Below are 24716 nucleotides of genomic sequence, written 5' to 3'. Positions count from 1 at the left end.
GTTAATTTTTTTGTTTGTATGCGGCTAATGTTTTGTATTTCTCTGTTTTATAAATTCGCTCAATAATATTGAACACTTTTTCTTTAAAGGCAAACCCTAATATTCCGGCAAGTATTACCAATAAATAGCCTAAAAATGGCCCTACGGTATAATGCCCTATAGCATACAAAACCACAGGAAGAATCATTTTAGGGATGGTTAACAAAAGTGTTTTTGCATTGAAGGCTTGCGAGTCGCCAAAGGCTTTTTTATTACTCGTTAAATCGATTGGGGTTTTAATATACGCACCTCCCCAAAGTACCATATGGGCATTAACTCCAATGTTGTAAATAGCACCTGTTATAACTGCTAGGTAAATTTCCCATCCGAAGTACAAATAAAATGATGCTAAAATGGTAGTCACAACAGTTACCATAACCATAAGCCACCATTTAGAATCGAGGTAATCGCGATAACGAATATTTTGACTCATCATTAACGGATAGTATGAACTATCCCAACTCGGTACAAATTGTCCGAAGCTGAATAAAAATCCGCCCGTAACAAAAATTGAAGCAAAGATGCGCCATGGCGCTCCTTGATACACTTCGAGAGAATTCGTAAAAAATAGTAATCCGTAAAAAATAAACAACACACTCATAAAGGCAGCCGTTTTAGAGCGTTTGTTTCTTTTAATAAGTTTGATGTCGTTTTTAAGAAATACCGAAATACTTCCGAAGCGATTTAACCAATCTAAATCTTCCACCTTAGCTTCTTGGTGTTTGCTTGCCAAACCAGCATCGAGATATAAATTCTTTTTAAAATATGTAAATGCTACAAAATACAAGGCTAGCATTAAAAGAATAGGAATAATAGCCAAAAACGAATTGTGATAGAACGACTCAAAAATTGGCCCTGTAAATAGCGTAATATCAAAAATACCGTAGTATTGACACACACCCAAAGCAGCAACGATAATAAATACCGCTATTAAAACCGAATTAACTCCGTTTAAAAAGATATTGATAAAATTGTTGCAGTAAAAAAGTGCGAAAACAGCAATTGCCCAAATAATTACTTGTAATGGCGGATAGCCTTTCATTATTAAAACAACAGAAAATGGAACAAAGAAAAACAGGTGAATGATATTAAAAAATGAAATGACTGTTTTCCATAAACTGAAGTGAACAATTTTATTTTTGCTGAAAGGAAGGTACAAAAGCGGTTTGATGTTAACCACTGGCATTTTTTGAAGCATGTACCTAAATACCAAGTCGCACACTAAATAGTAAATTAGCAATCGGTTGATGGTTACAAAAGCGTCCATTTGAAGCTCTTCTTCGATAATGTAATACGAAGCGCCTCCCATAACGGCAAAACTTCCCATAAAGTACAGCGCCAAAAACCCCATAAATATTTTCATTCCGAGGTTTGTTGCAAATGAAGCCGACCTAAAAAAAGATTTCCATTGTAGCGAAAGAAAGTGTTTAATCATTTGTTTTGGTTGATGGTTTTAAATGAGTTCAATATTTTTATAGTTCTTACCTATTGGTAGCAGTTTCTATTAATTTGTTACAGAACATTTTACACCATTGCATATTCTGGATACATTTCTAACAGATATTGCTCGGCTTTATTTGGTATTTTATACAACACGATGTGCAACAGAAAAACATACATGGTAAGCACGCAACTAACAAGTAAAACGGTAAGTGTTGACCACGAAAAAAGTTCAAAAAATCGAAACTGAAGCATCATATTAAAAGGCATAATTAATGCACTTACAAAACCGCCAATATTAAATATTTGTTGCTCGAGCAGCCACTTTTTATTGTTTTCTTGTTTTCGTTTTTTAAAATGTCTTTGCAGTACAAAAAGTCGGAATAACGACCACAAAAAAACGCACCCTAAAACTACTAGCATTGTTGTAGCTTTTTGCTCTACCCAATACAATGCAAAAAAGAACACACTAAAAACCGATAAAAATTTAACGACTTCTGGCCAAGAAAAATAACTTTTAAACTGATTTTTAATAAACCCTAAATACTTTTTATTGAGTGCTTTTTCACGCTCTTCGACCACCTCCATAAAACCAAAAACACCAAATTTTTTAAATTCGGTTTGCAAGGCTTCCTCAAAAGTAACAGTAGGATTTTCTTGCCATTGCTGTTCGATTCCGTTAGCCAAATGGTCTACCAACTCGGTTTGCAAATCGTACCCCTCTACATAATGTTGCCGTGTAAAGGCATAAAGTTGCGCTGTTTGTTCAGGAGTGAGTTTCATATTTTAGCCTATAAATTGTTCTTCATAATATTTTTTGTACGCAATACCTGTTCGTAACATAATACCGTAAACCGCTAGTAAAATAGAGTTAAAAACAACTAGCACATAAAACATATTCCCGTCGAGTTCTTGTAGAGAATTAATTGAGAATAAATATTTACCAAGACTTGTTCCTAACTGAAATAAAATGACAAACATTAGTCCAAGTCGTTGAATTGCAGAGAAATTAAATTCCTTCTTCCTGTAGAAAATTACAAAGTAAAGAATCCCTCCTACTATTGAGATCGTTATTGAAATAGCATTTATCATTTTAACCGAATTCAGATTTAAAACTAAAAAACTCATCAGCAAATAACTCAACAGAAAAATCAATATAAATTCTAAACTCAAAACTTTTAAAAAGAACGCTTTTAATAAATTCAAATCAACTCCTCTCAAAAATTGTTTGTTGTAACGCAATAGCTCTTTTTTATGAATTATCATGTAACTTTTAAATGCTTCATAAAAAGAAACTTGGCTTTCAACTATTTCAAACTCTACCCCAGAAGCAACATGGTCGACCATTTCCGCTCTAACATCTAAATAGTCAACACCTTCATTCAGCAAATAATTATCGATAAACTTTATTTCTTCTTTGGTTAAAATCATGCTGTAGTTAATATGTTTTTACGCGATTCAAAATGTTTTTTAAACATTCTATATCCATAAATTGGATAAAGTATCATTAAAACCTGAATAAAAATATTAATTAAATCAAAATCTTGACTTTTAACAACATAGAACTCAAAACCAACATTAAAAAGTACATAATACAAAGCGAAAGGTATGGCATTTACATTAAATACAAAGCTGTAACTTGTTTTGTAATTTGAACGTTTTATGATTAAAAATAAAACTAAAAGTGCAGTTCCAATAGCATATTGTAAAACACCAATTACAATTAACAAACTATCGGAAAATTCTAAAGGATACACTTTCAGTATTAAAAATATAAGAAGCGAAATCAAAACACCATAACCAATAAGTTTATATGTTAAATCTTTAACGATAGACACACAACTATCTATTACAATTTTAGGTGCTGAGTGCACAATTCCCAACCAAAAACTACTCGATGTTTTTAATGTGCCTTTCCATTTTTCAAAAGCAATATTACATGCTTCTTCAAAAGAAATTGTAGCATCATCAGTCATTAATTGTTCTACTTCAGTAGCAATATGGTCTAGTAACTCATATTTTAAATCAATATAATCTACACCTCTTTTTCCTAGGGCATATTCAATAGTCTGTATTTGTTCTTTTGTTAACTTCATTACAAAATCATTTTTAATCAATACTCCATTTAGGATTTACCAAATGCTCCATATTTCTAATAAAACTCTCAAGTTCCGACAATCTATTAGCGGTTTCAGTGGTTCCTTTTTGGGTTAATTTGTAATATTTACGCATTCGGTTATCCACTTTTACAACCTCAACATCAAGCAAACCTTCGGCTTCCAATTTGTGCAAAGCTGGGTAAAGTGCGCCTTCGGTAATTTCGAGTTCGCCTTTGGTAAGCGCTTTTACCTTTTGCGTAATTTCGTAACCATACATTTTTGTATTTTCTTCTAAAAGCTTTAAAATGATGGTGTTTAAACTTCCTTTATATAGTTTTGAGTTACTCATTTGTAATTGATATTCATTCAAATATAGAAAATTTATTAATACCTAAGAATTTTATGTATAAATTTTTCTTAATCGCATTTCAAAAAGTAAATGCAATCGTTATTTTTGCAAAAATTATTTATTGATGACTCATTTTCATTCGCTTAAAGTTATAGCGACACATAAAACCACACCAAAAGCAATTGTAATTACTTTTGAAATTCCTGAAAACCTAAAAGATACTTTTCAATTTACACCAGGACAATACATTACCATTAAAAAAGAAATCGAAGGGAAAGAAGTTCGCCGTTCGTATTCCATCTGTTCGAGTACAGATGAAACCAATATTTCTGTAGGTATTAAAGAAATGCCAAACGGAACATTTTCGAAATTCGCACAGCACATTCAAGTTGGCGACACCTTTGAAGTACACGCGCCAGAAGGTCGTTTTACTTTCAACAACAACACATTTATAGGGCAAAACGTTGTCGCTTTTGTTGCGGGTAGTGGTATTACGCCAATTATGAGTATTATCAAGGATGTATTGCAAAACACCGATAAACATTTTATGTTGGTTTACGGAAATAAATCGTTGGCAGAAACCATGTTTCACCAAGAATTAACTTCCTTACTGAAGGAATTTCCAGAACGTTTAAGCGCACAATTTGTATACAGCCAAACCGAAGAAGAAGGTGCTTTATTTGGACGTATTGAACGCTCAACGATTAATTTTATACTGAAAAACAAGCACAAAGAAACACCTTTCGATGCTTTTTACATTTGTGGTCCAGAAGCTATGATTGAAGCCACTTCGGAAACTTTAAAAGAAAATGGTGTTTCAGATGAAAAAATACACATCGAACACTTTACATCTTCAGACGAAACTTCAGAAGCTCCAACTACGGTAGACGATGGTAAAACCAAAGTTAAAGTATTGCTAGACGATGAAGAGTCGGAATTTGTTATGGATCGTAAAAAACGTGTGCTAGATGCCGTTTTAGAAGAAGACCTCGATGCGCCATATTCGTGTCAAGGTGGAATTTGTAGCAGTTGTGTGGCTCGCTTAACGGAAGGAAAAGTAACCATGATTAAAAATCAAATTCTAACTGATGGAGAAATAGCCGAAGGTTTAATTCTTACCTGTCAAGCGCATCCAACTACAGAAACTATCGCTTTAGATTTTGATGATGTTTAGTATTAAAAAAGCTTTAGGCTTTAGGCTGTAAGCTCTAGGTTTTAGGTTTTAGGTAATTAACAACTATAAATTTACAATTGTGGGAATTATAAAAGTAACCAACATACAAGTTTACGCCTACCATGGGTGCTTGGTAGAAGAAGGAAAAATAGGAAGCGACTACCGTGTGGATGTTGCTGTAAAAGCAAATTTACAACCTTCGGCGGCGAGCGACCAACTTAAAGATACAGTAGATTACGTGCAAATAAACCGAATTGTAAAAGAAGAAATGGCCATCCGCTCAAAACTTTTAGAGCATGTTGCCAAGCGTATTTTAGACCGAATTTTAGCCGAAATTGAAATTACAGACGAAGCTACTGTTGCTGTTTCTAAAATCAATCCGCCAATTGGAGGAAACGTAGAGCAAGTAACTATCGAAATGACATTGAGCAGATAATCCCAATTTTCGTTTTTAAAAATACTTTTGGTTAAAGAATAATATTTTTATTACATTTGCCAACCGAAAAAGGGCATCGTGGCCGAGTGGCTAGGCAGAGGTCTGCAAAACCTTGTACAGCGGTTCGAATCCGCTCGATGCCTCAACAAAAAATCCATCTTTACATAAAGGTGGATTTTTTTATGCAATCTATCCGAGAAAGCCAATTTACCATCACCCTTCCTGTTTCAGAAAATTAGCAGTTATATTTTCATTTTAATAAAAAACATATCATCTTTTTAGGTTTATGCAACTTAATATTTATATTTACTAACAATTCAACAGAATTAAAACCTAACTAACTACCTAAAGCAAATTAAATGAAAAGACGGAATGCCCTCAAAAGCTTGGGACTCATCACGGGTGGCTTAATGCTTGTACCTTCATGTAGTTTTCTAGACAAACGCACACCAATTGTTCTAAATAAACTTAAAATTTCTGAAGAAGAGGAAATTCTTTTAGAAGAAATTATCGACACCATGCTTCCAGAAACAGACACTCCAGGCGGAGTTTCTCTTAAAATTCAGAATTTTGTTTGGGTAATGCTAGACGACTGTTCTGATACTGAAACACAAAACACATACTTAGCTGGACTAAGAAGCTTCAATACTACAGTGAAAGAGAATTATGGGGATGATTTTACCGATTTGAATGCTGAAGAAAAACTAACAGTCCTAAAAGAAATGATGCAAAGCGAAAGTTTAAATCCCCAAGTTTTAAGCTTTTTGCATACTACAAAAAACACAGCTGTGTGGGGCTATAAAAACAGCGAATACTACATGACGAATTTGATGCCGTATAAACTTATTCCTGGCGCCTTTTCATATAAATCTAAAACAATTAACCCAACCGATAAAATAAATATCAATGCCTAATTTTAATATAGACAGTACAAAAAACAACACATTTGATGCCATTGTAATTGGCTCTGGAATGAGTGGCGGTTGGGCTGCTAAAGAATTTACCGAAAAAGGATTGAAAACCTTAGTATTAGAACGCGGTAGAGATGTTACACATATTAAAGACTATCCTACTACCAACAAAATGCCGTGGGAATTAAAACATGCCAATAAAACTACTTTTGATGCTCAAAAGGAAAATCCGATTGCAGCTAGATGTTATAATTTCATGGAAGATTCGCAACACTTTTTCACAAAAGATAAAGAGCAACCTTACATTCAAGAAAAGCCTTTCGATTGGATTCGCGGATATCAAACAGGAGGGAAATCTTTGCTTTGGGCACGCCAAACACAACGTATAAGCGATTATGATTTTGAAGGTCCAGCCCGCGATGGCTTTGCTGTAGACTGGCCAATTCGTTACAAAGACTTAGCGCCTTGGTACAGTTATGTTGAAAAGTTTGTAGGAATTTCGGGGGAGTACGACGGCTTGGATATACTGCCAGATGGAGAATTTTTAAAATCGATGGGGCTAAATCCAACCGAAGAATATTTCAAAAAAGTAGTTGCCAAAAAATACAACAACCAACGACATGTTATTTATGGGCGTTGCGCGCACATTACAGAAAACAAAGAAATCTTCATGAAACAAGGAAGAGCTATGTGCCAAACCCGCGATTTATGTCGTCGTGGATGCCCCTTTGGAGGTTACTTTAGCAGTAACGCTAGCACTATTCCTTGGGCTCAAAAAACAGGGAATTTAACAATGAAACACAATGCCGTAGTACATTCTATTATTTACGACGATAAACAAGAAAAGGCTACAGGCGTAGTAGTGATTGATGCTAACACAAAGGAAACTACCGAATATTTCGCTCCTGTGATATTCCTCAACGCGAGTGCTTTTAACTCGAATATGATTTTACTCAACTCTAAGTCGAATCGTTTTCCAAATGGATTGGGTAACGACAACGGACTTTTAGGAAAATACATTGCCTTTCATAATTATAGGGTGAGTATGAGTGCAGAATACGACGGAAATTTAGATATTACTACTGAAGGAAGAAGACCAACAAGTGGCTACATCCCTAGGTTTAGGAATGTAGAAAAACAAGAAACTAACTTTTTAAGAGGGTATGCTGCAGGTTTTGGTGCTTACCGTCAAGTTATTCAACATGCCGACGGATTAGGAGAAGAACTGAAACAAAGTTTGATAAGTCCGGAATACGGAAACTGGCGTGTAGGCTCTCATATGATGGGAGAAACTATTCCGAAAGAAGAAAGTACTTTGAGTTTAGACACTGAAAAAACAGACCAATACGGAATTCCGCTTTTACGTATCAATTTGGATTATGACGACAATGATGAAAAAATGATTACCGATTATGTTGAACAATTTACAGAAATGTTTGAAGCAGCCGGATTTACAAATATTAAAGCTCACGACGTACCAGACAAAGCGCCTGGGTTAGACATCCATGAAATGGGGGGTGTACGCATGGGGAAAGACCCAAAAACATCTTTATTAAACAAATGGAATCAATTACACGCATGTAAAAATGTATATGTTACCGATGGTGCTTGCATGACCTCTACTGCAACTCAAAACCCGTCGTTAACCTATATGGCGCTAACAGCAAGAGCTTGTGATCATGCAATTAAAGAATCGAAGAAAGGAGTTGCTTAATTACTCTTTCACATGCAATAATCTTGTCAACTTAATAGAAAGGTCGGTGAAGATTATTTTACCGTTTCCGTTACGTCCCACATGATAAATAGCATCTTCGAGTTCTTTTGTAATTTCGAGGATGTTATTTCCATGCACAAAGGGTGCAAATTTTTCTAACTGAAAATTATCCGCAGAAAAATCGATATATGTTAGCTCACTCGCTTGATAGTTAATAAGCAGGGCTTGCCTAAAAACATCCAAACAGAAAAGTAAAAATCGTTTTTGAGTTTCTCTGTTAGTAGTAGAAACTTCTTCACTCCAACTTATTAAATTATGAATAACAGCTTTGTTCCCACGGGCTCTAAAGGCGGCACGTACCCAGGTAACAAACCATTTTTCAAACACCAAATCTTCAGAGTTTTGATGAATTAAATCGAGTGCCTTATTAAAATTTCCATTAGCTTGATGCGCAATTTTCAATGCTTTATTGGCGTCGGTTCCATTGACTTCTAGAGCTTCCGCAATTACACTTTCTGCAAGTGGCGGAAAATGCAATACTTGACAACGCGAGCGAATGGTTTGTATAATTTGCCCTTCGTCTTCAGCAATTAAAATAAAAAAAGTCTTGTTTGGCGGCTCTTCTATCAGTTTTAATAATTTATTGGCGGCAGAATTGTGCATCCTATCGGCCATCCAAATAATCATTACTTTATAACCACCTTCGTAAGCTTTAAGCGAAAGTTTTTTTACAATGTCTTCAGCTTCATCAACACCAATTTGACCTTGCTTTTTTTCAATATCAAGCACTTTATACCAATCAAACAAGTTTCCGTAAGGCTGTTCTTTTACAAAAGTGCGCCATTCGGTTAAAAACTTGCTACTTACAGGATGGTTCTTTACGGTATCGGTAACAGCAACCGGAAAAGCAAAATGCAAATCGGGATGCGAAAGATTGTTGAATTTTAAATTACACGCTTCGCGTCCTGTGTTATTTTCTTCGTTGGTATTGCCACACAAAATATATTGCGCATAGGCAATTGCCATTGGTAAAATTCCGCTTCCCTCAGGACCAACAAAAAGTTGTGCATGTGGAATTCGGCCATTATCGGCACTATACGTTAAGTGTTTTTTTATGTGAGATTGCCCTAAAACTTCGCTAAAAAGCATGGTAATTTATTTAAGGTGTGAAAGTAACTTTTAAAGTTTGTTTCTACAAATGTAAGTTTCATAAAAGATAGTATCTTTCAATGCTGAAGAAAAGAAAACTGCTGTAAATAATTTAATACCGATTTAACTTTATATAACAAAAAGGTGTTTTCTCAGCTAACGATAAATAGTTAAATTTGCCACTTAATTAACCCTATTATAAGATGAAGACGATAGACGATTTTAATTTCGAAAATAAAAAAGCATTAATTCGTGTAGACTTTAACGTGCCTTTAGACGCTGAGTTTAACATTACAGATACCAACCGTATCGAAGCTGCAAAACCAACAATCATTAAAATTTTAGAAGATGGTGGGAGCGCAGTTTTAATGAGCCACTTAGGACGCCCAAAAGGTGAAGTTAGAGATGATATGTCTTTAACGCATCTAGCAAAAAAAGCTTCTGAAATTATTGGTGTACAAGTAAAATTTATCGACAAATGTGTTGGTAGAGTTGCTGAAGAGGCTGTTGCAGCTTTACAACCAGGTGAAGTGCTTTTATTGGAGAATTTACGTTTTCATGAAGAAGAAGAAAAAGGAGAAGAAACATTTGCTGAAGGACTTTCAAAACTTGGAGACATCTACGTAAACGATGCTTTTGGAACTGCTCACAGAGCGCACGCATCGACAACTGTTGTTGCAAAATACTTTGGTGAAAACAAATGTTTTGGGTACTTAATGGCAAAAGAAATCGAGTCGATTGCTAAAGTAATGGAAAGCGGAGAAAAACCTGTAACTGCAATTTTAGGAGGTTCTAAGGTTTCTTCAAAAATTACCATTATTGAAAATATTTTAGACAAAGTAGACCACCTTATTATTGGTGGTGGAATGACATATACGTTTGTAAAAGCTCAAGGCGGAAAAATTGGAGATTCTATTTGCGAAGACGACAAACAAGCGCTTGCTTTAGAGATTTTAAAAGAAGCTGAAGCAAAAGGTGTAAAAGTACATTTACCAGTAGATGTTGTTGCTGCCGACGATTTTAATAACGATGCAGAAACACAAGTTACTCCAGTAAACGAAATTCCAGACGGATGGCAAGGTTTAGACGCTGGGCCACAAACACTACAAAACTTTAAAGAAGTTATTTTACAATCAAAAACAATACTTTGGAATGGTCCAGTTGGTGTTTTTGAAATGGAAACCTTTTCTAAAGGAACCATCGCTATCGGAAGTTTTATTGAAGAAGCTACAAAAAACGGCGCTTTCTCTTTAGTAGGTGGAGGTGACTCTGTTGCTGCTGTAAAGCAATTCGGTTTTGAAGATAAAGTAAGTTATGTTTCTACAGGTGGAGGCGCAATGCTCGAAAGCCTAGAAGGAAAAACACTTCCTGGAATTGCTGCTATTTTAGCGTAATTTTCCAATCATACAACACAAAATCATACCATAAAGCCTTTCGGAACTTCGAAAGGCTTTATTTTTTTAACAAATTTGATATGTTTTTAATTGAAAAAAATACGATTTTTACAAATTGTATAAGAAAACAATAAACCTATTTGATTAATGAAGAACGTTTTCACAGTGCTATTAATCAGTACTTTTGGCTCCCTCGCCTTCGCCCAACAACCAAAAAGCAACCTTCAAAAAAATCTTGAAACTCTAGAAATTTCTAGCGACAGTTTAAATGTTGTAGACCAAGAAATTCTTCAAGAAAGCGATTCTGTTTTAGTCGACGGAACAAAATATGTAATTGCTAAAGAATTAAAAACCTATGGATATGCCGACCATCCGCAGGCAAAAAAAATAGACAGTATCTGGATGAGCGAATTTCTAAACGCTGGTCTGTACGATACAATTTACACAGATATTACCAATTTAACTTTCGAGCCTGTAAACGATGTTGACCTTCCTACCGACACACTAAAAGTTCGATTGGCGAAACTCAACCAAAAAACGCCTTTTAATGTAGAGTACAACCCATCGTTAGAAAGCGTTATTAAAATGTTCTTGAAAAACAAACGAGCATTTTTAACGCGCGTAATGGCGCGAAGTAAGTTTTACTTTCCGCTATTTGAACAAGCCCTCGACAACTACGACATCCCGTTAGAAATGAAATATTTGGCAGTGATAGAATCTGCCTTAAACCCAAAAGCAAAATCGAGAGTTGGTGCTACTGGAATTTGGCAATTTATGTATCCTACCGGAAAAATGTACGGCCTCGATGTAAGTAGTTATGTTGACGAACGTAGCGACCCTATCCGCTCTACCGAAGCAGCTTGTAAATACTTAGGAAAGCTGTACGAAATGTTTGGCGATTGGGATTTGGCACTTGCAGCCTACAACTCGGGTCCTGGAAACGTAAATAAAGCAATTAGAAGAAGCGGTGGCTCTAGTAATTATTGGAATTTAAGACCATATTTACCAAGAGAAACTGCTGGCTATGTTCCTGCATTTTTAGCAACCATGTATATTATGGAATACGCCAAAGAGCACGGTTTTGAAGATTATGGTGCTGAAGCAGCTTATTTTGAAACCGATACGGTACGCATTAAAAAACTCATCACTTTCGATCAAATTTCGGAGTATTTAGAAGTAGACCGTGAAGAAGTACAATTTTTCAATCCTTCTTATAAACTCGATATCATTCCGTTTATCGATAACAAAAATTACACCCTTCGCCTGCCGAGAAAAGCAATTGGCCGTTTTGTAGCCAACGAAGATTCTATTTATGCTCGTGTAGAGAAAGAGTTGCTTCAGAAAGAAAAACCACTTCCAGAATTGGTTGAAACAAGTGCTCAAATTCGTTATAAAGTTAAAAGTGGCGATGTTTTAGGGAAGATTGCTGAGAAATATGGTGTGCGTGTAAGCGAATTAAAACGTTGGAACGGATTAAGAAACAACAATATTCGTATTGGGCAACGCTTAATTATTTATCCTAAAAAACCTGTGGCGAGCAGCACTCAAAAATCGTCTAACACTAGCAGTAAAAGCGCTTCCAAAGAATATGTTGTTCGAAGTGGTGACTCTCTTTGGAGCATTGCAAAGAAATTTCCTGGAATTTCTGTTAAAAATATTCAAGAATGGAACGATATTAGCGGTAGTAAATTAACACCTGGTACCAAATTGGTACTTTGTAAGTGCTAGTTTTTTAAAAATTAGCACCTTTTTTTGAAGTTTAATTTACGCTAAAACCTAAAACCATGAGAAAAATTTTATTAGGAATTGCAGTCTTTTTACTGGTGCTATCTTGCAAAAAGTCTTCCGAAGAAAATGAAGAAAAGTTTCTTCCAGATTCCGTTGGAGCTATCAACACCCTTGCTGTTGTGATAGACAATGATATGTGGAATGGACGTGTTGGAGATTCCATCAGAAAATATTATGCAGCGAGTGTATTGGGACTTCCGCAAGAAGAGCCTTTGTTTAATATCCACCAAATTCCGATTGAAGTTTTTACTGGGTCTACAAGAAATAGCCGAAACATTTTATATGTTCAAAAAGACACTGCAGAAGTTGCAGCACTACGCACAAATATGTTTGCAAAACCCCAAAAAGTTGGTGTGGTAAAAGCTACTACTTCAGATAAAATTATAGAAGAAATTGCCAATACGGCTCCAGAAATTATCGATGCGTTTAAGGCAAACGACATTCGTGAGAGTCAGCATAGATTTACACGCTCTTTAAACAAAGAAACTGCATTATCGGAAGAGCTTGGAATTTCTTTAACCATGCCGTCTATTTATAAAATAGCAAAACAAGAAGGAAATTTCTTTTGGATTGAGCGTCAAATAAGAAAAGGAACCATGAATATTTTGGTGTACGAAATGCCACTAAACAGTATCCCTTCTGATTCTACGCGTGTTGATGCCATTATTAAAATGCGCGATTCTATTGGGCAAAAATATGTGCCTGGAAGAAGAGAAGGTATGTACATGATTACCGAGCAAGCTTATGCGCCTTATGTTTTTGATACTGAAATTGCCGGAAGAAAAGCTATAGAAACCAAAGGAATGTGGGAAGTTAAAAACTTTGCCATGGCAGGACCGTTTATCAATTACATTGTTGAAGACAAACCTAATAACAGACTTTTGGTTTTAGAAGGATTTACCTTTGCGCCATCTACCAATAAAAGAGACTATATGTTTGAGTTGGAAGCTGTTTTAAAAACACTAAAATTCAACGATGAAAACAAAGAAGATGTTGCTAATAAGTAGTAATTAATCGTTTTCACAAGACATAAAAAAAGTCCATTTATAAACAATTGTATTTATAAATGGACTTTTTTGGTTAGTGTAATTACAAAAGCGTAATGCATTTAACCTAAGCTCATAAAATCGTATGCAAAAGAACGTTAAAAATTAGTTGTTCTCTTTCTTCTGATTTGTTGTAGGTTCATCGTCTTCTCTAGAGGCATCTTTAAACTCTTTGATACCGCTTCCTAGACCACGCATTAACTCAGGAATTTTCTTCCCTCCAAACAATAATAATACTAAAATTACTACTACTGCTATTTGCCATGGACCTATCATTCCTAGAAAAATGTTTAATGATATCATTTTAAAATATTTTAGAAAAACAAATGTACTAAGAAATGTATAGACTAGGTTACATTTTTTCTTAAAATCGTCACTTTTACCGCATTAAACACACAATTAGTATTTACTTTCACGTTAAATAAAAACAAATATTTAGAAACAGAAAGCTACATACCATCCTAATATTTATATTTGCTGATGATGACTAAGAAGAAAAAAAAGAGAAAGCACATCCGGAAAAAGCTGTTGCACAAATACAGACTTGTTATTTTAAATGAAGATACCTTCGAAGAAAAACTTTCATTTAAACTTAACAGGCTTAATGTTTTTGTGCTAGGCACTTTATTTTCGGTATTCATCATTGCTTTCACTACTATTTTAATTGCATTTACGCCACTGCGCGAATACATTCCGGGGTATTCTTCAACAACTTTAAAGAGACGCGCTATGGATTTAACCTATAAAGCCGACTCCTTAACAGCGCAAATGCACGCAAACGATTTGTATTTCGATAAAATTCAAAAAGTTTTAAGAGGCGAAATCAATACGCAAGAAATTCATAAAGATTCGCTTTTAGAAGAATTCAGAAAAGATACCATCAAAATAAATCTAAGTCCAAGCAAGCAAGATTCGCTTTTACGCGAGCGCGTTGCTATTGAAGATAAATACAACATTTTTGAATCGGCTACACCGAGTACCGACTTTGTGTTATTTCCGCCAGTAAACGGAACTTTATCACAACAATACAATGCCAAAGAAAAGCATTATGCTATTGATATTTTGGCACCAAAAGACACTCCTATAAAAGCCGTTGCAGACGGAATGGTAATTTTTGCTGAATGGACTGCCGAAACTGGTTATGTTTGTATTATTGAACACGGCGGAGGCTTAATTTCTGTTTACAAGCACAATTCGTCATTGAGTGTAAGTCAAGGAAACCAAGTAAAAGCTGGTGAAGTAATTGCCATTATCGGAAACACTGGCGAACTCACAACAGGGCCTCACCTCCATTTCGAACTTTGGAGCGAAGGTTATCCTGTAGACCCAACCGATTACATTGATTTTGAATAAACCTATATGTCCTTAAAGTCGTTTGCAGCCAAAATATTTGCCAAATACGTCCATTACCAAAACCAACAATGGATAACAAACCCTATTGAAACACAACAAAAGGTTTTTAAAAACCTTATCGATACGGCCAAAAATACTAGCTTCGGAAGAGACCATCATTTCGAAAATATCGAAACTTTTGAAGACTTTGTAAATGAAGTCCCTGTTAGAGACTACGAAGCGCTAAAACCTTATGTTGAAAAAGTAGTTGCTGGTGAAAAAGACATTCTTTGGCCTGAAAAACCATTGTATTTTGCCAAAACTTCTGGAACTACTTCTGGAGCTAAATACATACCTATTACCAAAGAATCGATGCCTTCGCACATCGAATCTGCGAGAAATGCTATTTTAAATTACATACACGAAACTGGGAATGCTGATTTTGTAGATGGAAAAATGATTTTCTTGCAAGGAAGTCCGATTCTACAGGAGAAAAACGGAATTAAGCTCGGCCGACTTTCGGGTATTGTAGCGCATTATGTACCAGGATATCTTCAAAAAAACAGACTTCCAAGTTGGGAAACCAATTGTATTGACGACTGGGAAACCAAAGTAGACGCTATTGTTGAGGAAACGCTTCCTGAAAACATGACGGTAATTAGCGGAATTCCATCTTGGGTACAAATGTATTTTGAACGTATTCAGCAGAAAACAACAAAAAAAATAGGCGACGTTTTTAAAAATTTCAATCTGTTTATCTACGGAGGCGTAAATTTTGAACCCTACCGTGCCAAATTCGAATCATTAATCGGACGAAAAGTAGACAGTATAGAGCTCTTTCCCGCAAGTGAAGGTTTCTTTGCTTATCAAGACTCACAAACAGAAAAAGGCATGCTGTTATTACTAAACAGTGGCATTTTTTATGAGTTTATCAAAGCTGACGATTTTTATACTGAAAACCCTAAGAGAATCACATTAAAAGATGTTGAGCTTGGTGTAAATTACGTTTTGATTATCTCGACCAATGCAGGACTTTGGAGTTACAACGTAGGAGACACGGTGCAATTTACTTCGCTAAAACCGTATCGTGTAATTGTTTCTGGAAGGATAAAACACTTTATCTCGGCATTTGGAGAACATGTTATTGCCAAAGAAGTAGAACAAGCTATGAAAGAAGCAATCACTGCTTTTGACGCTTTTATCAACGAATTTACAGTAGCTCCACAAATAACTCCAAAAACGGACGAACTTCCATACCACGAGTGGTTTATTGAATTTGAAAAAGAACCATCAGATATGGAAGGCTTTTCAAAAAAAATAGATGAAGTCCTTCAGCAACAAAACAGTTATTACTTCGATTTAATTCAAGGAAAAGTCCTTCAGCAATTAAAAATAACCCGATTAGAAACTGGTGCTTTCCAAAGTTATATGAAATCGCAAGGAAAATTAGGCGGACAAAACAAAGTACAGCGCTTGGCAAACGACAGAAAAATTGCCGATGTGCTAGAAGGTTTTACAAAAAAATAAGGTTTCGACTTCAAATTGTGAGTCAATTTTCGATTTTTTATAGGTTTCTTCGGTTAAAAAATGAGCATCTCTGTATAAAAAACAAGTAAATTAAAAAAGAACTTGTATTTTTGTTCAGTAAAAGATCTTATGAGTAAAATAAAAGCCAGAACACGAGCTCAAGAATCTTCGGGAGCTATCGAGCGAATGTATATCGCTATGAGACACCTTTTTAACCGCGGTTTTTACAAACCCATGGGTGTTTCTGGAGAAACGTTGCGAGAATCTTTATTACAATTACGTCCAGAAATATACGGTTCGGTTGCAGAACCAAAAGTAGAACTCAACGGTTTGGTGTATATCTTGGACCGACTTCCTGTAGGAATAGAACAATGTCGATATATCAATTTAACTTCGGAAGAAGGATACAAAAACTCTAGTTTTGAGGTGATTGTTCCGCCAAAACGAAGAAGAAATTGTTACCGTATTGATGAAGACCAAATGAATATTGAAATTACCAGAGGACGGTCGGATATCTACGATATTTTAACGCATCTTACTTTTTTGTTTATTGAATCTCATAAAATTGCAGACAATGTTTTTATTGAAGAGTCTGGGCAAACAATTAGAGATTGGCAAAAATTAGAAGAAGCTGTTCTGAAAAGTAAACTTACAGCACACGAACGAGAAATTGCATTGAGTCATGCTGCTAGTATCTTAGGCAGAACTTTTGAAGAATGTTTGGCGGCACACAAAGTATTTACCTCCAAAGAAAATCCGGAGCGCTTTTTACAAATCGTGTACTGGATGGGTAAAATTGCTTTAGAAGAATTGATTGACGGCAATAAAAGAACCATTACGTTTAGTCCGGTTTTACGAGAGCGTTTGGGACACCACATCCATGGAGAGATTTGGGCCAACAACATCAAAAGTATTTTAAAGAAAAATAATCTTTTACACCGCCCAATACATATTATCAGTGCCAATATGCACAGCGTTATGAACTCAATTTTTGCATCTGCAGTCTTAAAGAAAGAATTCAGCAGTCAAAAAAACGAATACGATGTGTATGAAATGTTGAGTCAGCCAGAAAGTTCTTCCCTGCGTAGCAAAGTAAAAGCTTATGCCGAGAAAAACGGAATGATAAGTATTGACGATAGTTCGGGTACAAATATCGATGTGCAAATTTTTGATACTTCAAAGATTGATTTTGACAAAATAAATTTTAGTTTTGACACTTCGATTGGAAAGGACGAAATGCCAGTACTTTTTGTAATGGATTATGCCTTTGGAGAACAAGCGTATGAAACTATTGATGAGCTTTTAAAACCATACAAATCGAAGGGAGAAGAAAAAGAGTTTATGAATATCGACTCGATTTCTATCATGGGGAAAGCAGGAATTTTAGAAGGTGGAAAAGGTGATTTAATGATTCCGAATGCGCATATTTTTGAAGGAACAGCCGATAATTATCCGTTTAAAAACGAATTATCTGCGAGTGATTTTGAAGGAAACGGACTTCGTGTTTTTGAAGGTACGATGATAAGTGTATTAGGAACATCCTTGCAAAACAAAGACATTTTAAAGTTTTTTTACGATAGTACTTGGAACGTAATCGGACTAGAAATGGAAGGAGCTCATTATCAAAAAGCCATCCAGTCGGCATCAAAAATTAGAAAAAGCATTTCTGAAGATATTAAAGTTCGCTATGCTTATTACGCATCCGACAATCCTTTAGAAACAGGAAGCACTTTAGCTTCTGGAGGTTTAGGAATAACAGGGGTAAAACCCACCTATTTAATAACCAAGAAAATATTAGAACAAATCTTTAAAAACAATTAACAAATATGAGCGAGAATGTTCAACCAAACCAAAACAATGGTTCAGAAGAAATTGATTTAGGGCAATTGTTTAAACTTATTGGAGACGGATTTAGGAAGTTCTTCAAATTTATTGGAGATATCATAAAAGGTTTCTTTGGACTTATTATCGGTTTTATGCTTTTTATCCAAAAGCATATTATCAAATTTGTAATCGCTGGAATTATTGGGGTTGTAATTGGGGGTTATCTAGATTATTCGAAAGTACCAGTGTATTCATCAACTATGGTATTAGAACCAAACTTTCAAAGTGTACAACAGCTATACAACAATATTAATTTTTATGGTGAGTTAGCAGATGCGAAAGACTCTGTTGCCCTTGCTGAAGCATTTAGTATATCACCTTCAGAAGCAGGTAGTATTAAATCTATTGAAGTAGAATCGTATTCTGATGAAAATCAAAAAATCCAACTTTTTGACCAGTTTGTTAGAAGTTTAGATACTACAACTCAGAAAGCTATTGATATGGAGAAGTTTTTAAATAACTTCAATTCTTTCGATGCTCGTTTTCATACTGTTGTTGTAAAAGCTACCGATAATAAAGTTGCTAAGAAAATTCAAGGTCCGATTATTAAATCCATTTCGAATAACGATTATTTTAAGATTCAGAAAAATATTCGTCAATTAAACCTTACGCTACAAGACAGTATCTTAAAAAGACAGTTGGTAGAAATCGACTCACTTCAAGGACTCTACAAAAGAGTGATGGAAAAAGAAGCTAATAAACCAATGACTGGAACAAATATCAGCTTAGGTGAAAATGGCAATTCTGAGCAAAACAAAGAACTTGCTTTAATTAGACAAATCGATAAAATCAAACAAGACTTAGTTGACTTAAACCAAGAAAGAGCAAATAAATCTGAAATTATTAATGTTATTTCAGATTTTCCAAGAAGAGGGGTTGAGGTTAAAAATGTTTTCCAGAGATATATGTTCTTAGTGCCAGTAGCGTTGTTAGGGTTACTATTACTAGCATTATCGCTATTAGAATTAAATAAGTTTTTGAAAACTTATAACGCACAGCAAAAAAGCTAAAGTAAAATACAAGCAATAAAAAATCCTATCGAATTGATAGGATTTTTTTATATAGAAAAATATTTTAAACGCTTATTGAATTGGCTTGTAAGTGTCTTGTTCTTGCTCACTGAAAATCTTCATTTGTTTCATCCAATAACCAAAGGCAATAAAACCAATAATAATAAATACGCAGTTAATCGCATTAGATAACCACCAGCTGTCTAAAAAACGTAAAGCGTTTAATGGAATAAACAAAACGTTTTCAAATAAATCCTGAATAGCATAGAAAAAGTCACTCATCAGTAAAAGATATATTAAATTTACAGCGCAAAAATACAAAAACCCAGCATGATATCAAGCATTTTTGAAAGAACTAATCCGATAAATTTTATAATTCTTTGTATTTATACATCTTTATTCCTTGTTGGGAGCTATTTTTTCTATACAGACGAGCCGTTTTCGCAAACTGCAATTTTCAATTTATTTCAATCGTTAAGTATCACAATTGCTTCTTTATTTATCATCGACTTTATAAATCGGAAGAATTTTTTAACCAAAAGTAATTCGTTTACACTGCTCTTTTTTGTGTTGCTGAATTGTTTATTTCCAAAGCTTTTTGGCGAAACCAACATCATCATTGCCAACCTTTTTGTACTGCTTTCGTTTAGAAGACTTGTAAGTATTCGTTCTAACAAAGACGTAGAAATTAAAATATTTGATGCCTCCTTATGGATTTTTGTTGCAACCTTATTTTACAGTTGGTCGCTACTTTTTATACTCCTCGTTTTTGCCAGCATCATTTTATACAAAAAAAACGATTATAGAAACTCGCTCATACCTTTCGTGACTTTACTCATTGTTTTAATTATCGTTTTCACTACTTGTTACCTTACCGATAACCTTGAAAAGTTTTATAGCTTTTTTATTTTTTCTGCTGAATTTGATTTCGAAAAGTATACGCAAATGCGCTTTATCGTTCCAATAATATTTATGGTCATCATGGGAATTTGGAGTACGATTGCGTTTTTTCTGCGGAAGCAAAACAAATCGTTCGTAACAAGAGTTCCTGGAATTTTAATTATGATTATGCTTGTTATAGCAACACTTATCGCATTAATATCTGAAAACAACAACATGTCAGAACTCATATTTTTGCTCTTTCCTCTTTCGGTAATTTTGGCAAAATGTGTTGAAAACATTCAAAAAGTATGGCTTAAAGAAGCCTTTATTTGGGCATTTATCGTTGTGCCTTACGTAGTTTTATTTTTGTAGCTTTTCGCCATAAGCCAAATCGCCCGCATCGCCTAAACCAGGAACGATGTATCCTTTTTCATTGAGTTTCTCATCAATAGCGCCTATCCAAAGTTTTGTGCCTGAAGGAAGTTTGTCTTTTAAAAAATCGATTCCCGCTTGCGCTCCAATAACCGAAACCACATGCACTTCCTTTGGCAATCCGACTTTGGTTAGAGCTTCAAAAGTTGCTAAAAGCGACTGTCCCGTTGCCAACATGGGGTCGGCAAGTATCAATACCTTTTCATCTAAACTTTGCGATGCCAAATATTCTACGTTAATTTCAAATTCGTTTTCGGAAGTATGATAGCGATATGCCGAAATAAACGAAGAATCTGCCCAATCTAAATAATTCAATAATCCGTTGTGTAACGGAATTCCAGCACGCAAAATCGAACAAATAATGAGCTTTTCTTTTATCAATGAGGCTTCACTTTTTGCTAGAGGCGTCTGAATTTCTTCCGAAGAAAAAAATAACGTTTTACTCATTTCATACGCTAAAATCTCACCAATACGCTCAATATTTCTTCGAAAGCGCATCCTATCGGTTTGCGTATTTACATTTCGTAAATCGGCTAAAAAATGGTTTGCAACTGAGTTTGTTTGGCTTAAATTATAGATTTCCATAGGTGTGCTTCCTTAATTTCTTCTTTCAAATTTACACATTCTCTAAATTCATCCATCTTTAAATAAGTATATTTGTGGTTTAAAGTAAAAATCGAATGTTTAGCGAACTGGCTTTTAAAGTTTTTGAGGAAAGTATTCAAACCTATCATATAAAAGATACGGTGGAACAGCCTTTTGTAAATCCGTATCCGAAAGATGATATTGCGCATTTGTTGTATCGAAAAAATTGGATTGACACCGTGCAATGGCATTATGAGGACATTATTAGGGATCCTGAAATTAATGCGGAGGATGCTTTAGTTTTGAAGCGAAAAATAGATGCTTCCAATCAAGATCGTACCGATACGGTGGAATATATTGACAGTTATTTTCTTCAGAAATATAAAGATATAGCTATACAACCTGATGCTACTATCAATTCGGAAAGTCCAGCTTGGGCAATCGATCGCCTTTCGATTTTGGCTTTAAAAATATATCATATGAAAGAAGAAGCAACACGAACCGATGCTTCCGAAAGTCATAAAAAACTATGCCAAGAAAAATTGGATATTCTACTCGAGCAGAAAAAAGATTTATCGTTGGCAATTGATCAACTTTTACAAGATATTGAAACAGGGAAAAAATACATGAAAGTGTACAAGCAAATGAAAATGTACAACGACGAAAGCTTAAACCCTGTGCTTTATAAAAAATAACATTACAAATGAGTACTAAAAAAGACATTCATATATTTTGCATGAAGTGGGGAACGCTTTACGATTCCACTTATGTAAACCGCCTACACAGCATGGTGAAACGCAACTTAACGTTGCCTTTTACTATGGTTTGTTTTACTGATGACGAAACTGGAATTGATAAGGACATCAAGTGTTTTCCGATTCCGGAGGTAAAGATAAATTCCAATTTACCAGAGCGTATGTGGAAAAAATTAACCACGCTAAAAGAAGACCTCTACGGATTGCAAGGAACGGCACTCTTTTTAGATTTGGATGTGGTGATTGTAGATAATATTGATTGTTTTTTTGAAGACGATAATGCTTTTATGATCATCAAAGATTACAACAAACAATGGCGTATTACTGGAAACTCGTCGGTATACCGATTTGAAATTGGTAAACACGGTTATGTGTACGATTATTTTGTAGAAAATTTCGATACCATAAGAAAAGACCACCGAAACGAACAAGAATATCTTTCGTGGGCAGTTCATGAAAAAGGGTTGCTAAACTATTGGCCAACCGAGTGGTGCCCTAGCTATAAATACGATTGCGTGTCTCGCATTCCGTTTGCGTTTTGGAAAACTCCAGAAATCCCTGAAGGTTCGAAAATTATTATTTTCCACGGCGAAATCAATCCACATAAAGCTATAAAAGGTGGTCGTGGAAAGTGGTATCGCTATGTACGCCCTGCAAAATGGGTAGCCGATTATTGGAAATAATCTACATTGTGGACTTTATTAAAAAAGTATTAAATCCAAAATCGCAAATTAACTTTATGAAGCGCACAAAACACATCCTAGTTATTCGTTTTTCTGATATTGGCGATGCATCCATTGCTGTGCCTGTGCTTCGATGTGTGCTTCAGCAAAATAAAAATATCAAAATTACGGTTGCTACTAAATTGTTTCTGAAACCTGTTTTTGAAACTGTTGAAGGCGTAGAAGTTGTTACTGCGGATATCCGTGGCGAACATCAAGGTTTTAAAGGATTATTAAAGTTTTATACAGAAATAAAACACCTCAACTTCACTGCAATTGCCGATTTACATGGGTCGCTTCGAAGCAACGTGATAAAAACACTTTTTAAGCTGAAAGGTGTTTCTTCAAAAACAATTGACAAAGGAAGAAGTGAAAAAGCAAAACTGGTTTCAGGAAAAGAATTCAACCCTTTAAAAAGTACTTTAGAGCGTTATGCTGACGTTTTTAGGGCTTTGGGCTTGCAAGTAGACCTTTCGAGAGATAAAATTCCTGAGTGCCAAGATTTGAGTCCGAAAATTTATGACCTCCTTGGAAAAGACACCAAAAAATGGATTGGCATTGCGCCTTTTGCTTTTTTTGATACGAAAATGTATCCGATGGATTTGATGGAACAAGTTATTGAGTTCCTATCAAAAACTGAGGACTATAAAATTATTCTCTTTGGTGGGCCAAAAGATGAAAGCGAATTGGAAAGGCTCAGTAAAACCTACTCAAATACTATTTTCACTTTTAAAAAACTTTCTTTTGAAGAAGAACTGCAACTCATCGCGCATTTAGATTTAATGGTTTCGATGGATAGTGGAAACGGACATTTAGCTTCGATGTATGGTGTAAAAACTGTAACGCTCTGGGGTGTTACACATCCGTATGCTGGGTTTTATCCGTACAAACAACCATCGTCTTACGCACTGCTTGCTGATAAAGAGAAATATCCGTTGATTCCAACTTCTATCTACGGAAACAAAGCTCCCGAAAATTACAAAGATGTAATGCGTACGATAACACCTCAGCAGGTAATTGAAAAAATCGAATCGGTTTTAAAAGATTAAATCACAAGTTGTTTTTTTAATTGACTATCGCATGGTACAACGACAGTTGCTAAGTCCTTGAAAAATATCGAGCCCAATGGTAACCATATGCGTACCAGAGCTGTAAAGTTGAATATCGTTTAAAACAACTTGATAAGAATACGCAAAATAGAACGCCCCTTTTTTAAGTCCAACCATTGGTCCAACATTTAAAGGATCTAAAAACTGATCGTTTAAGAAGCGATAGGTTATTCCTGCCCAATAGTAATCTTCAAAATCCCAATAACGAACTTTCATATTGATATCGGTACTCGAACGACCATCACTTTCAAAATATTGAAAAAAGGCAGAAGGTTCCCACTCAAAGTTGGAGCGGATATTCTTTTTAAATCGGTACCCCGAATACACATAATAGTTTCGAAGTTTGTTAGGCTCATTAATTGCAAAAACATTTAATTCTTTATTCAGAATATTGGATGCATTTACACTTGCAAAAAAGCCTCCGCTTCGATATAAAATACCTACATCGAAGTTGTGATTGGTGGTAGAACGATCGTCGCCAATACTTGGATCTGCAGTGTCTGGAATTCCATCGCCATCGGTATCAAAATTTTCAACAGCAATTCTAAATTGATTGATGTTGTATGAAAGTCCGAAGGAAAGAAAACGATCTTCTGTCTCGTCTATCGTTAAATGGTGCGCAAACGAAAGACGTGCTCCTGTTTGGCGTGTATTTCCATTTTTATCATTGTAAATCAAAGCTCCTATCCCCGATTTTTGTCCGAGACGCACATCTCCAACAAGGGTTTGGGTATCTGGTGCATCATCGATACCCACCCATTGTGTAAGTGCATTTCCACGTATTTTTACATAATCTCCAATACCAGCATAGGTGGGAGAAATTACAAACTCGTTATCGGCTAAATATTGAGTAAACGTTGGTAGTGTTAACTCTTGCGCGTTAGCCGAAAATCCGATTGCAACTGCTATGCTTACTAAAAATTTTTTCATCTTTCTTTT

General features: G+C 35.2%; 25 protein-coding genes and 1 tRNA gene. 16 read left to right on the top strand and 10 right to left on the bottom strand.

From position 1 onward, the window contains the following. Position 1: 1 nt before the first annotated feature. From JMA43_RS03190 to JMA43_RS03170, 5 genes are all read right to left on the bottom strand, one after another. The gene (locus JMA43_RS03190) at positions 2-1474 is read right to left on the bottom strand and encodes a DUF5687 family protein (protein WP_342154873.1); all 1473 of its coding nucleotides are present in this window, start codon (positions 1472-1474) and stop codon (positions 2-4) included. An 89-nt stretch (positions 1475-1563) separates the two neighbouring features. After that, on the bottom strand, positions 1564-2262 hold the full coding sequence (locus JMA43_RS03185) for a hypothetical protein (protein ID WP_342154871.1): 699 nt from the start codon (positions 2260-2262) through the stop codon (positions 1564-1566). A 3-nt stretch (positions 2263-2265) separates the two neighbouring features. Continuing rightward, entirely contained in the window at positions 2266-2910 is a 645-nt protein-coding gene (locus JMA43_RS03180; protein ID WP_342154869.1) for a hypothetical protein, read from the bottom strand. After that, positions 2907-3575 (bottom strand): hypothetical protein, encoded by a 669-nt coding sequence (locus JMA43_RS03175; RefSeq protein ID WP_342154868.1) that lies wholly within the window; start codon positions 3573-3575, stop codon positions 2907-2909. Before JMA43_RS03175 ends, JMA43_RS03180 begins: the two co-directional genes overlap by 4 nt. 13 nt (positions 3576-3588) lie before the next feature. Further along, positions 3589-3927 carry a PadR family transcriptional regulator gene (locus JMA43_RS03170; RefSeq protein WP_342154866.1) on the bottom strand — a complete coding sequence of 113 codons (339 nt, stop codon included), beginning with the start codon at positions 3925-3927 and terminating at the stop codon, positions 3589-3591. Between the two features lie 124 nt (positions 3928-4051). Here JMA43_RS03170 and JMA43_RS03165 point away from each other — a divergent pair, with 124 nt between their 5' ends. The 5 genes from JMA43_RS03165 to JMA43_RS03145 all read left to right on the top strand — a co-directional run bounded on the left by JMA43_RS03165 (position 4052) and on the right by JMA43_RS03145 (position 8162). After that, positions 4052-5101, top strand: coding sequence for a ferredoxin--NADP reductase (locus tag JMA43_RS03165; RefSeq protein WP_342154864.1), 1050 nt, complete (start codon positions 4052-4054; stop codon positions 5099-5101). A gap of 79 nt (positions 5102-5180) precedes the next feature. Further along, positions 5181-5537 carry a dihydroneopterin aldolase gene (gene folB / locus JMA43_RS03160; RefSeq protein WP_342154862.1) on the top strand — a complete coding sequence of 119 codons (357 nt, stop codon included), beginning with the start codon at positions 5181-5183 and terminating at the stop codon, positions 5535-5537. 72 nt (positions 5538-5609) lie between these two features. Continuing rightward, positions 5610-5680 (top strand) — tRNA-Cys (locus tag JMA43_RS03155). 216 nt (positions 5681-5896) lie between these two features. Beyond that, on the top strand, positions 5897-6451 hold the full coding sequence (locus JMA43_RS03150) for a gluconate 2-dehydrogenase subunit 3 family protein (RefSeq protein ID WP_342154860.1): 555 nt from the start codon (positions 5897-5899) through the stop codon (positions 6449-6451). Further along, complete coding sequence (locus tag JMA43_RS03145) at positions 6444-8162, top strand: GMC family oxidoreductase (RefSeq protein WP_342154858.1); 1719 nt, start codon at positions 6444-6446, stop codon at positions 8160-8162. Before JMA43_RS03150 ends, JMA43_RS03145 begins: the two co-directional genes overlap by 8 nt. On the opposite strand, the gene JMA43_RS03140 is transcribed toward JMA43_RS03145, so the two are convergent. Then, positions 8163-9311 (bottom strand): DNA polymerase III subunit, encoded by a 1149-nt coding sequence (locus JMA43_RS03140; protein ID WP_342154856.1) that lies wholly within the window; start codon positions 9309-9311, stop codon positions 8163-8165. 203 nt (positions 9312-9514) lie between these two features. Between JMA43_RS03140 and JMA43_RS03135 the strand changes: the two genes are divergently transcribed. From JMA43_RS03135 to JMA43_RS03125, 3 genes are all read left to right on the top strand, one after another. Continuing rightward, positions 9515-10705, top strand: coding sequence for a phosphoglycerate kinase (locus JMA43_RS03135; RefSeq protein WP_342154854.1), 1191 nt, complete (start codon positions 9515-9517; stop codon positions 10703-10705). 147 nt (positions 10706-10852) lie between these two features. Beyond that, positions 10853-12433 carry a lytic transglycosylase domain-containing protein gene (locus JMA43_RS03130; RefSeq protein ID WP_342154852.1) on the top strand — a complete coding sequence of 527 codons (1581 nt, stop codon included), beginning with the start codon at positions 10853-10855 and terminating at the stop codon, positions 12431-12433. A 56-nt stretch (positions 12434-12489) separates the two neighbouring features. Further along, a complete protein-coding gene (locus JMA43_RS03125) occupies positions 12490-13500 on the top strand; it encodes a DUF4837 family protein (protein ID WP_342154850.1) in 1011 nt (336 codons plus the stop codon). Positions 13501-13644: 144 nt separating this feature from the next. Here the strand turns inward: JMA43_RS03125 and tatA are convergent, their stop codons facing one another. Further along, positions 13645-13842: a twin-arginine translocase TatA/TatE family subunit gene (tatA, locus tag JMA43_RS03120; protein ID WP_342154848.1), complete on the bottom strand. Its 198-nt coding sequence runs from the start codon at positions 13840-13842 to the stop codon at positions 13645-13647. 180 nt (positions 13843-14022) lie between these two features. On the opposite strand from tatA, the gene JMA43_RS03115 reads away from it, so the two are divergent. From JMA43_RS03115 to JMA43_RS03100, 4 genes are all read left to right on the top strand, one after another. Next, positions 14023-14892, top strand: coding sequence for a M23 family metallopeptidase (locus JMA43_RS03115; RefSeq protein ID WP_342154846.1), 870 nt, complete (start codon positions 14023-14025; stop codon positions 14890-14892). A 6-nt stretch (positions 14893-14898) separates the two neighbouring features. After that, positions 14899-16398 (top strand): GH3 auxin-responsive promoter family protein, encoded by a 1500-nt coding sequence (locus tag JMA43_RS03110; RefSeq protein WP_342154844.1) that lies wholly within the window; start codon positions 14899-14901, stop codon positions 16396-16398. A gap of 129 nt (positions 16399-16527) precedes the next feature. Continuing rightward, complete coding sequence (locus JMA43_RS03105; RefSeq protein ID WP_342154842.1) at positions 16528-18219, top strand: DUF6909 family protein; 1692 nt, start codon at positions 16528-16530, stop codon at positions 18217-18219. Positions 18220-18224: 5 nt separating this feature from the next. Continuing rightward, on the top strand, positions 18225-19292 hold the full coding sequence (locus JMA43_RS03100) for a hypothetical protein (RefSeq protein ID WP_342154840.1): 1068 nt from the start codon (positions 18225-18227) through the stop codon (positions 19290-19292). A 72-nt stretch (positions 19293-19364) separates the two neighbouring features. On the opposite strand, the gene JMA43_RS03095 is transcribed toward JMA43_RS03100, so the two are convergent. Beyond that, a complete protein-coding gene (locus JMA43_RS03095) occupies positions 19365-19574 on the bottom strand; it encodes a DUF6341 family protein (RefSeq protein ID WP_342154838.1) in 210 nt (69 codons plus the stop codon). Positions 19575-19622: 48 nt separating this feature from the next. On the opposite strand from JMA43_RS03095, the gene JMA43_RS03090 reads away from it, so the two are divergent. Beyond that, on the top strand, positions 19623-20546 hold the full coding sequence (locus JMA43_RS03090; RefSeq protein ID WP_342154836.1) for a DUF6427 family protein: 924 nt from the start codon (positions 19623-19625) through the stop codon (positions 20544-20546). Here the strand turns inward: JMA43_RS03090 and upp are convergent. Then, positions 20535-21191, bottom strand: coding sequence for a uracil phosphoribosyltransferase (upp, locus tag JMA43_RS03085; protein WP_342154835.1), 657 nt, complete (start codon positions 21189-21191; stop codon positions 20535-20537). The two genes, JMA43_RS03090 and upp, sit on opposite strands and share 12 nt — an antisense overlap. A 95-nt stretch (positions 21192-21286) precedes the next feature. Between upp and JMA43_RS03080 the strand changes: the two genes are divergently transcribed. Genes JMA43_RS03080 through JMA43_RS03070 form a run of 3 tightly spaced genes read left to right on the top strand, consistent with a single transcriptional unit; the run spans position 21287 to position 23717 of the window. After that, a complete protein-coding gene (locus JMA43_RS03080) occupies positions 21287-21886 on the top strand; it encodes a DUF4254 domain-containing protein (RefSeq protein WP_342154833.1) in 600 nt (199 codons plus the stop codon). An 8-nt stretch (positions 21887-21894) separates the two neighbouring features. Beyond that, complete coding sequence (locus JMA43_RS03075; RefSeq protein ID WP_342154831.1) at positions 21895-22629, top strand: glycosyltransferase; 735 nt, start codon at positions 21895-21897, stop codon at positions 22627-22629. Positions 22630-22685: 56 nt separating this feature from the next. Further along, positions 22686-23717: a glycosyltransferase family 9 protein gene (locus tag JMA43_RS03070; protein ID WP_342154829.1), complete on the top strand. Its 1032-nt coding sequence runs from the start codon at positions 22686-22688 to the stop codon at positions 23715-23717. A 24-nt stretch (positions 23718-23741) separates the two neighbouring features. Here the strand turns inward: JMA43_RS03070 and JMA43_RS03065 are convergent, their stop codons facing one another. After that, positions 23742-24707, bottom strand: coding sequence for a PorP/SprF family type IX secretion system membrane protein (locus JMA43_RS03065; protein ID WP_342154827.1), 966 nt, complete (start codon positions 24705-24707; stop codon positions 23742-23744). Positions 24708-24716 lie beyond the last annotated feature (9 nt).

Origin of the sequence: Joostella sp. CR20, assembly GCF_038433465.1 — a bacterium.
GTDB lineage: Bacteria > Bacteroidota > Bacteroidia > Flavobacteriales > Flavobacteriaceae > Galbibacter.
The sequence above is the reverse complement of the archived record's forward strand: the minus strand, read 5'-3'. Positions and strand labels throughout refer to the sequence as shown.

What these genes read in the sequence shown, in the direction of transcription:
- JMA43_RS03105 (WP_342154842.1), top strand. Translation starts at nt 16,528, where the DNA reads ATGAGTAAAATAAAAGCCAGAACACGAGCTCAAGAATCTTCGGGAGCT.
- JMA43_RS03175 (WP_342154868.1), bottom strand. Translation starts at nt 3,575, where the DNA reads ATGAAGTTAACAAAAGAACAAATACAGACTATTGAATATGCCCTAGGA.
- JMA43_RS03140 (WP_342154856.1), bottom strand. Translation starts at nt 9,311, where the DNA reads ATGCTTTTTAGCGAAGTTTTAGGGCAATCTCACATAAAAAAACACTTA.
- JMA43_RS03075 (WP_342154831.1), top strand. Translation starts at nt 21,895, where the DNA reads ATGAGTACTAAAAAAGACATTCATATATTTTGCATGAAGTGGGGAACG.
- JMA43_RS03170 (WP_342154866.1), bottom strand. Translation starts at nt 3,927, where the DNA reads ATGAGTAACTCAAAACTATATAAAGGAAGTTTAAACACCATCATTTTA.
- JMA43_RS03145 (WP_342154858.1), top strand. Translation starts at nt 6,444, where the DNA reads ATGCCTAATTTTAATATAGACAGTACAAAAAACAACACATTTGATGCC.
- JMA43_RS03150 (WP_342154860.1), top strand. Translation starts at nt 5,897, where the DNA reads ATGAAAAGACGGAATGCCCTCAAAAGCTTGGGACTCATCACGGGTGGC.
- JMA43_RS03115 (WP_342154846.1), top strand. Translation starts at nt 14,023, where the DNA reads ATGACTAAGAAGAAAAAAAAGAGAAAGCACATCCGGAAAAAGCTGTTG.
- JMA43_RS03125 (WP_342154850.1), top strand. Translation starts at nt 12,490, where the DNA reads ATGAGAAAAATTTTATTAGGAATTGCAGTCTTTTTACTGGTGCTATCT.
- JMA43_RS03130 (WP_342154852.1), top strand. Translation starts at nt 10,853, where the DNA reads ATGAAGAACGTTTTCACAGTGCTATTAATCAGTACTTTTGGCTCCCTC.
- JMA43_RS03165 (WP_342154864.1), top strand. Translation starts at nt 4,052, where the DNA reads ATGACTCATTTTCATTCGCTTAAAGTTATAGCGACACATAAAACCACA.
- tatA (WP_342154848.1), bottom strand. Translation starts at nt 13,842, where the DNA reads ATGATATCATTAAACATTTTTCTAGGAATGATAGGTCCATGGCAAATA.
- JMA43_RS03070 (WP_342154829.1), top strand. Translation starts at nt 22,686, where the DNA reads ATGAAGCGCACAAAACACATCCTAGTTATTCGTTTTTCTGATATTGGC.
- JMA43_RS03095 (WP_342154838.1), bottom strand. Translation starts at nt 19,574, where the DNA reads ATGAGTGACTTTTTCTATGCTATTCAGGATTTATTTGAAAACGTTTTG.
- JMA43_RS03135 (WP_342154854.1), top strand. Translation starts at nt 9,515, where the DNA reads ATGAAGACGATAGACGATTTTAATTTCGAAAATAAAAAAGCATTAATT.
- JMA43_RS03190 (WP_342154873.1), bottom strand. Translation starts at nt 1,474, where the DNA reads ATGATTAAACACTTTCTTTCGCTACAATGGAAATCTTTTTTTAGGTCG.
- JMA43_RS03185 (WP_342154871.1), bottom strand. Translation starts at nt 2,262, where the DNA reads ATGAAACTCACTCCTGAACAAACAGCGCAACTTTATGCCTTTACACGG.
- JMA43_RS03100 (WP_342154840.1), top strand. Translation starts at nt 18,225, where the DNA reads ATGAGCGAGAATGTTCAACCAAACCAAAACAATGGTTCAGAAGAAATT.
- JMA43_RS03090 (WP_342154836.1), top strand. Translation starts at nt 19,623, where the DNA reads ATGATATCAAGCATTTTTGAAAGAACTAATCCGATAAATTTTATAATT.
- JMA43_RS03080 (WP_342154833.1), top strand. Translation starts at nt 21,287, where the DNA reads ATGTTTAGCGAACTGGCTTTTAAAGTTTTTGAGGAAAGTATTCAAACC.
- JMA43_RS03110 (WP_342154844.1), top strand. Translation starts at nt 14,899, where the DNA reads ATGTCCTTAAAGTCGTTTGCAGCCAAAATATTTGCCAAATACGTCCAT.
- JMA43_RS03180 (WP_342154869.1), bottom strand. Translation starts at nt 2,910, where the DNA reads ATGATTTTAACCAAAGAAGAAATAAAGTTTATCGATAATTATTTGCTG.
- JMA43_RS03065 (WP_342154827.1), bottom strand. Translation starts at nt 24,707, where the DNA reads ATGAAAAAATTTTTAGTAAGCATAGCAGTTGCAATCGGATTTTCGGCT.
- upp (WP_342154835.1), bottom strand. Translation starts at nt 21,191, where the DNA reads ATGGAAATCTATAATTTAAGCCAAACAAACTCAGTTGCAAACCATTTT.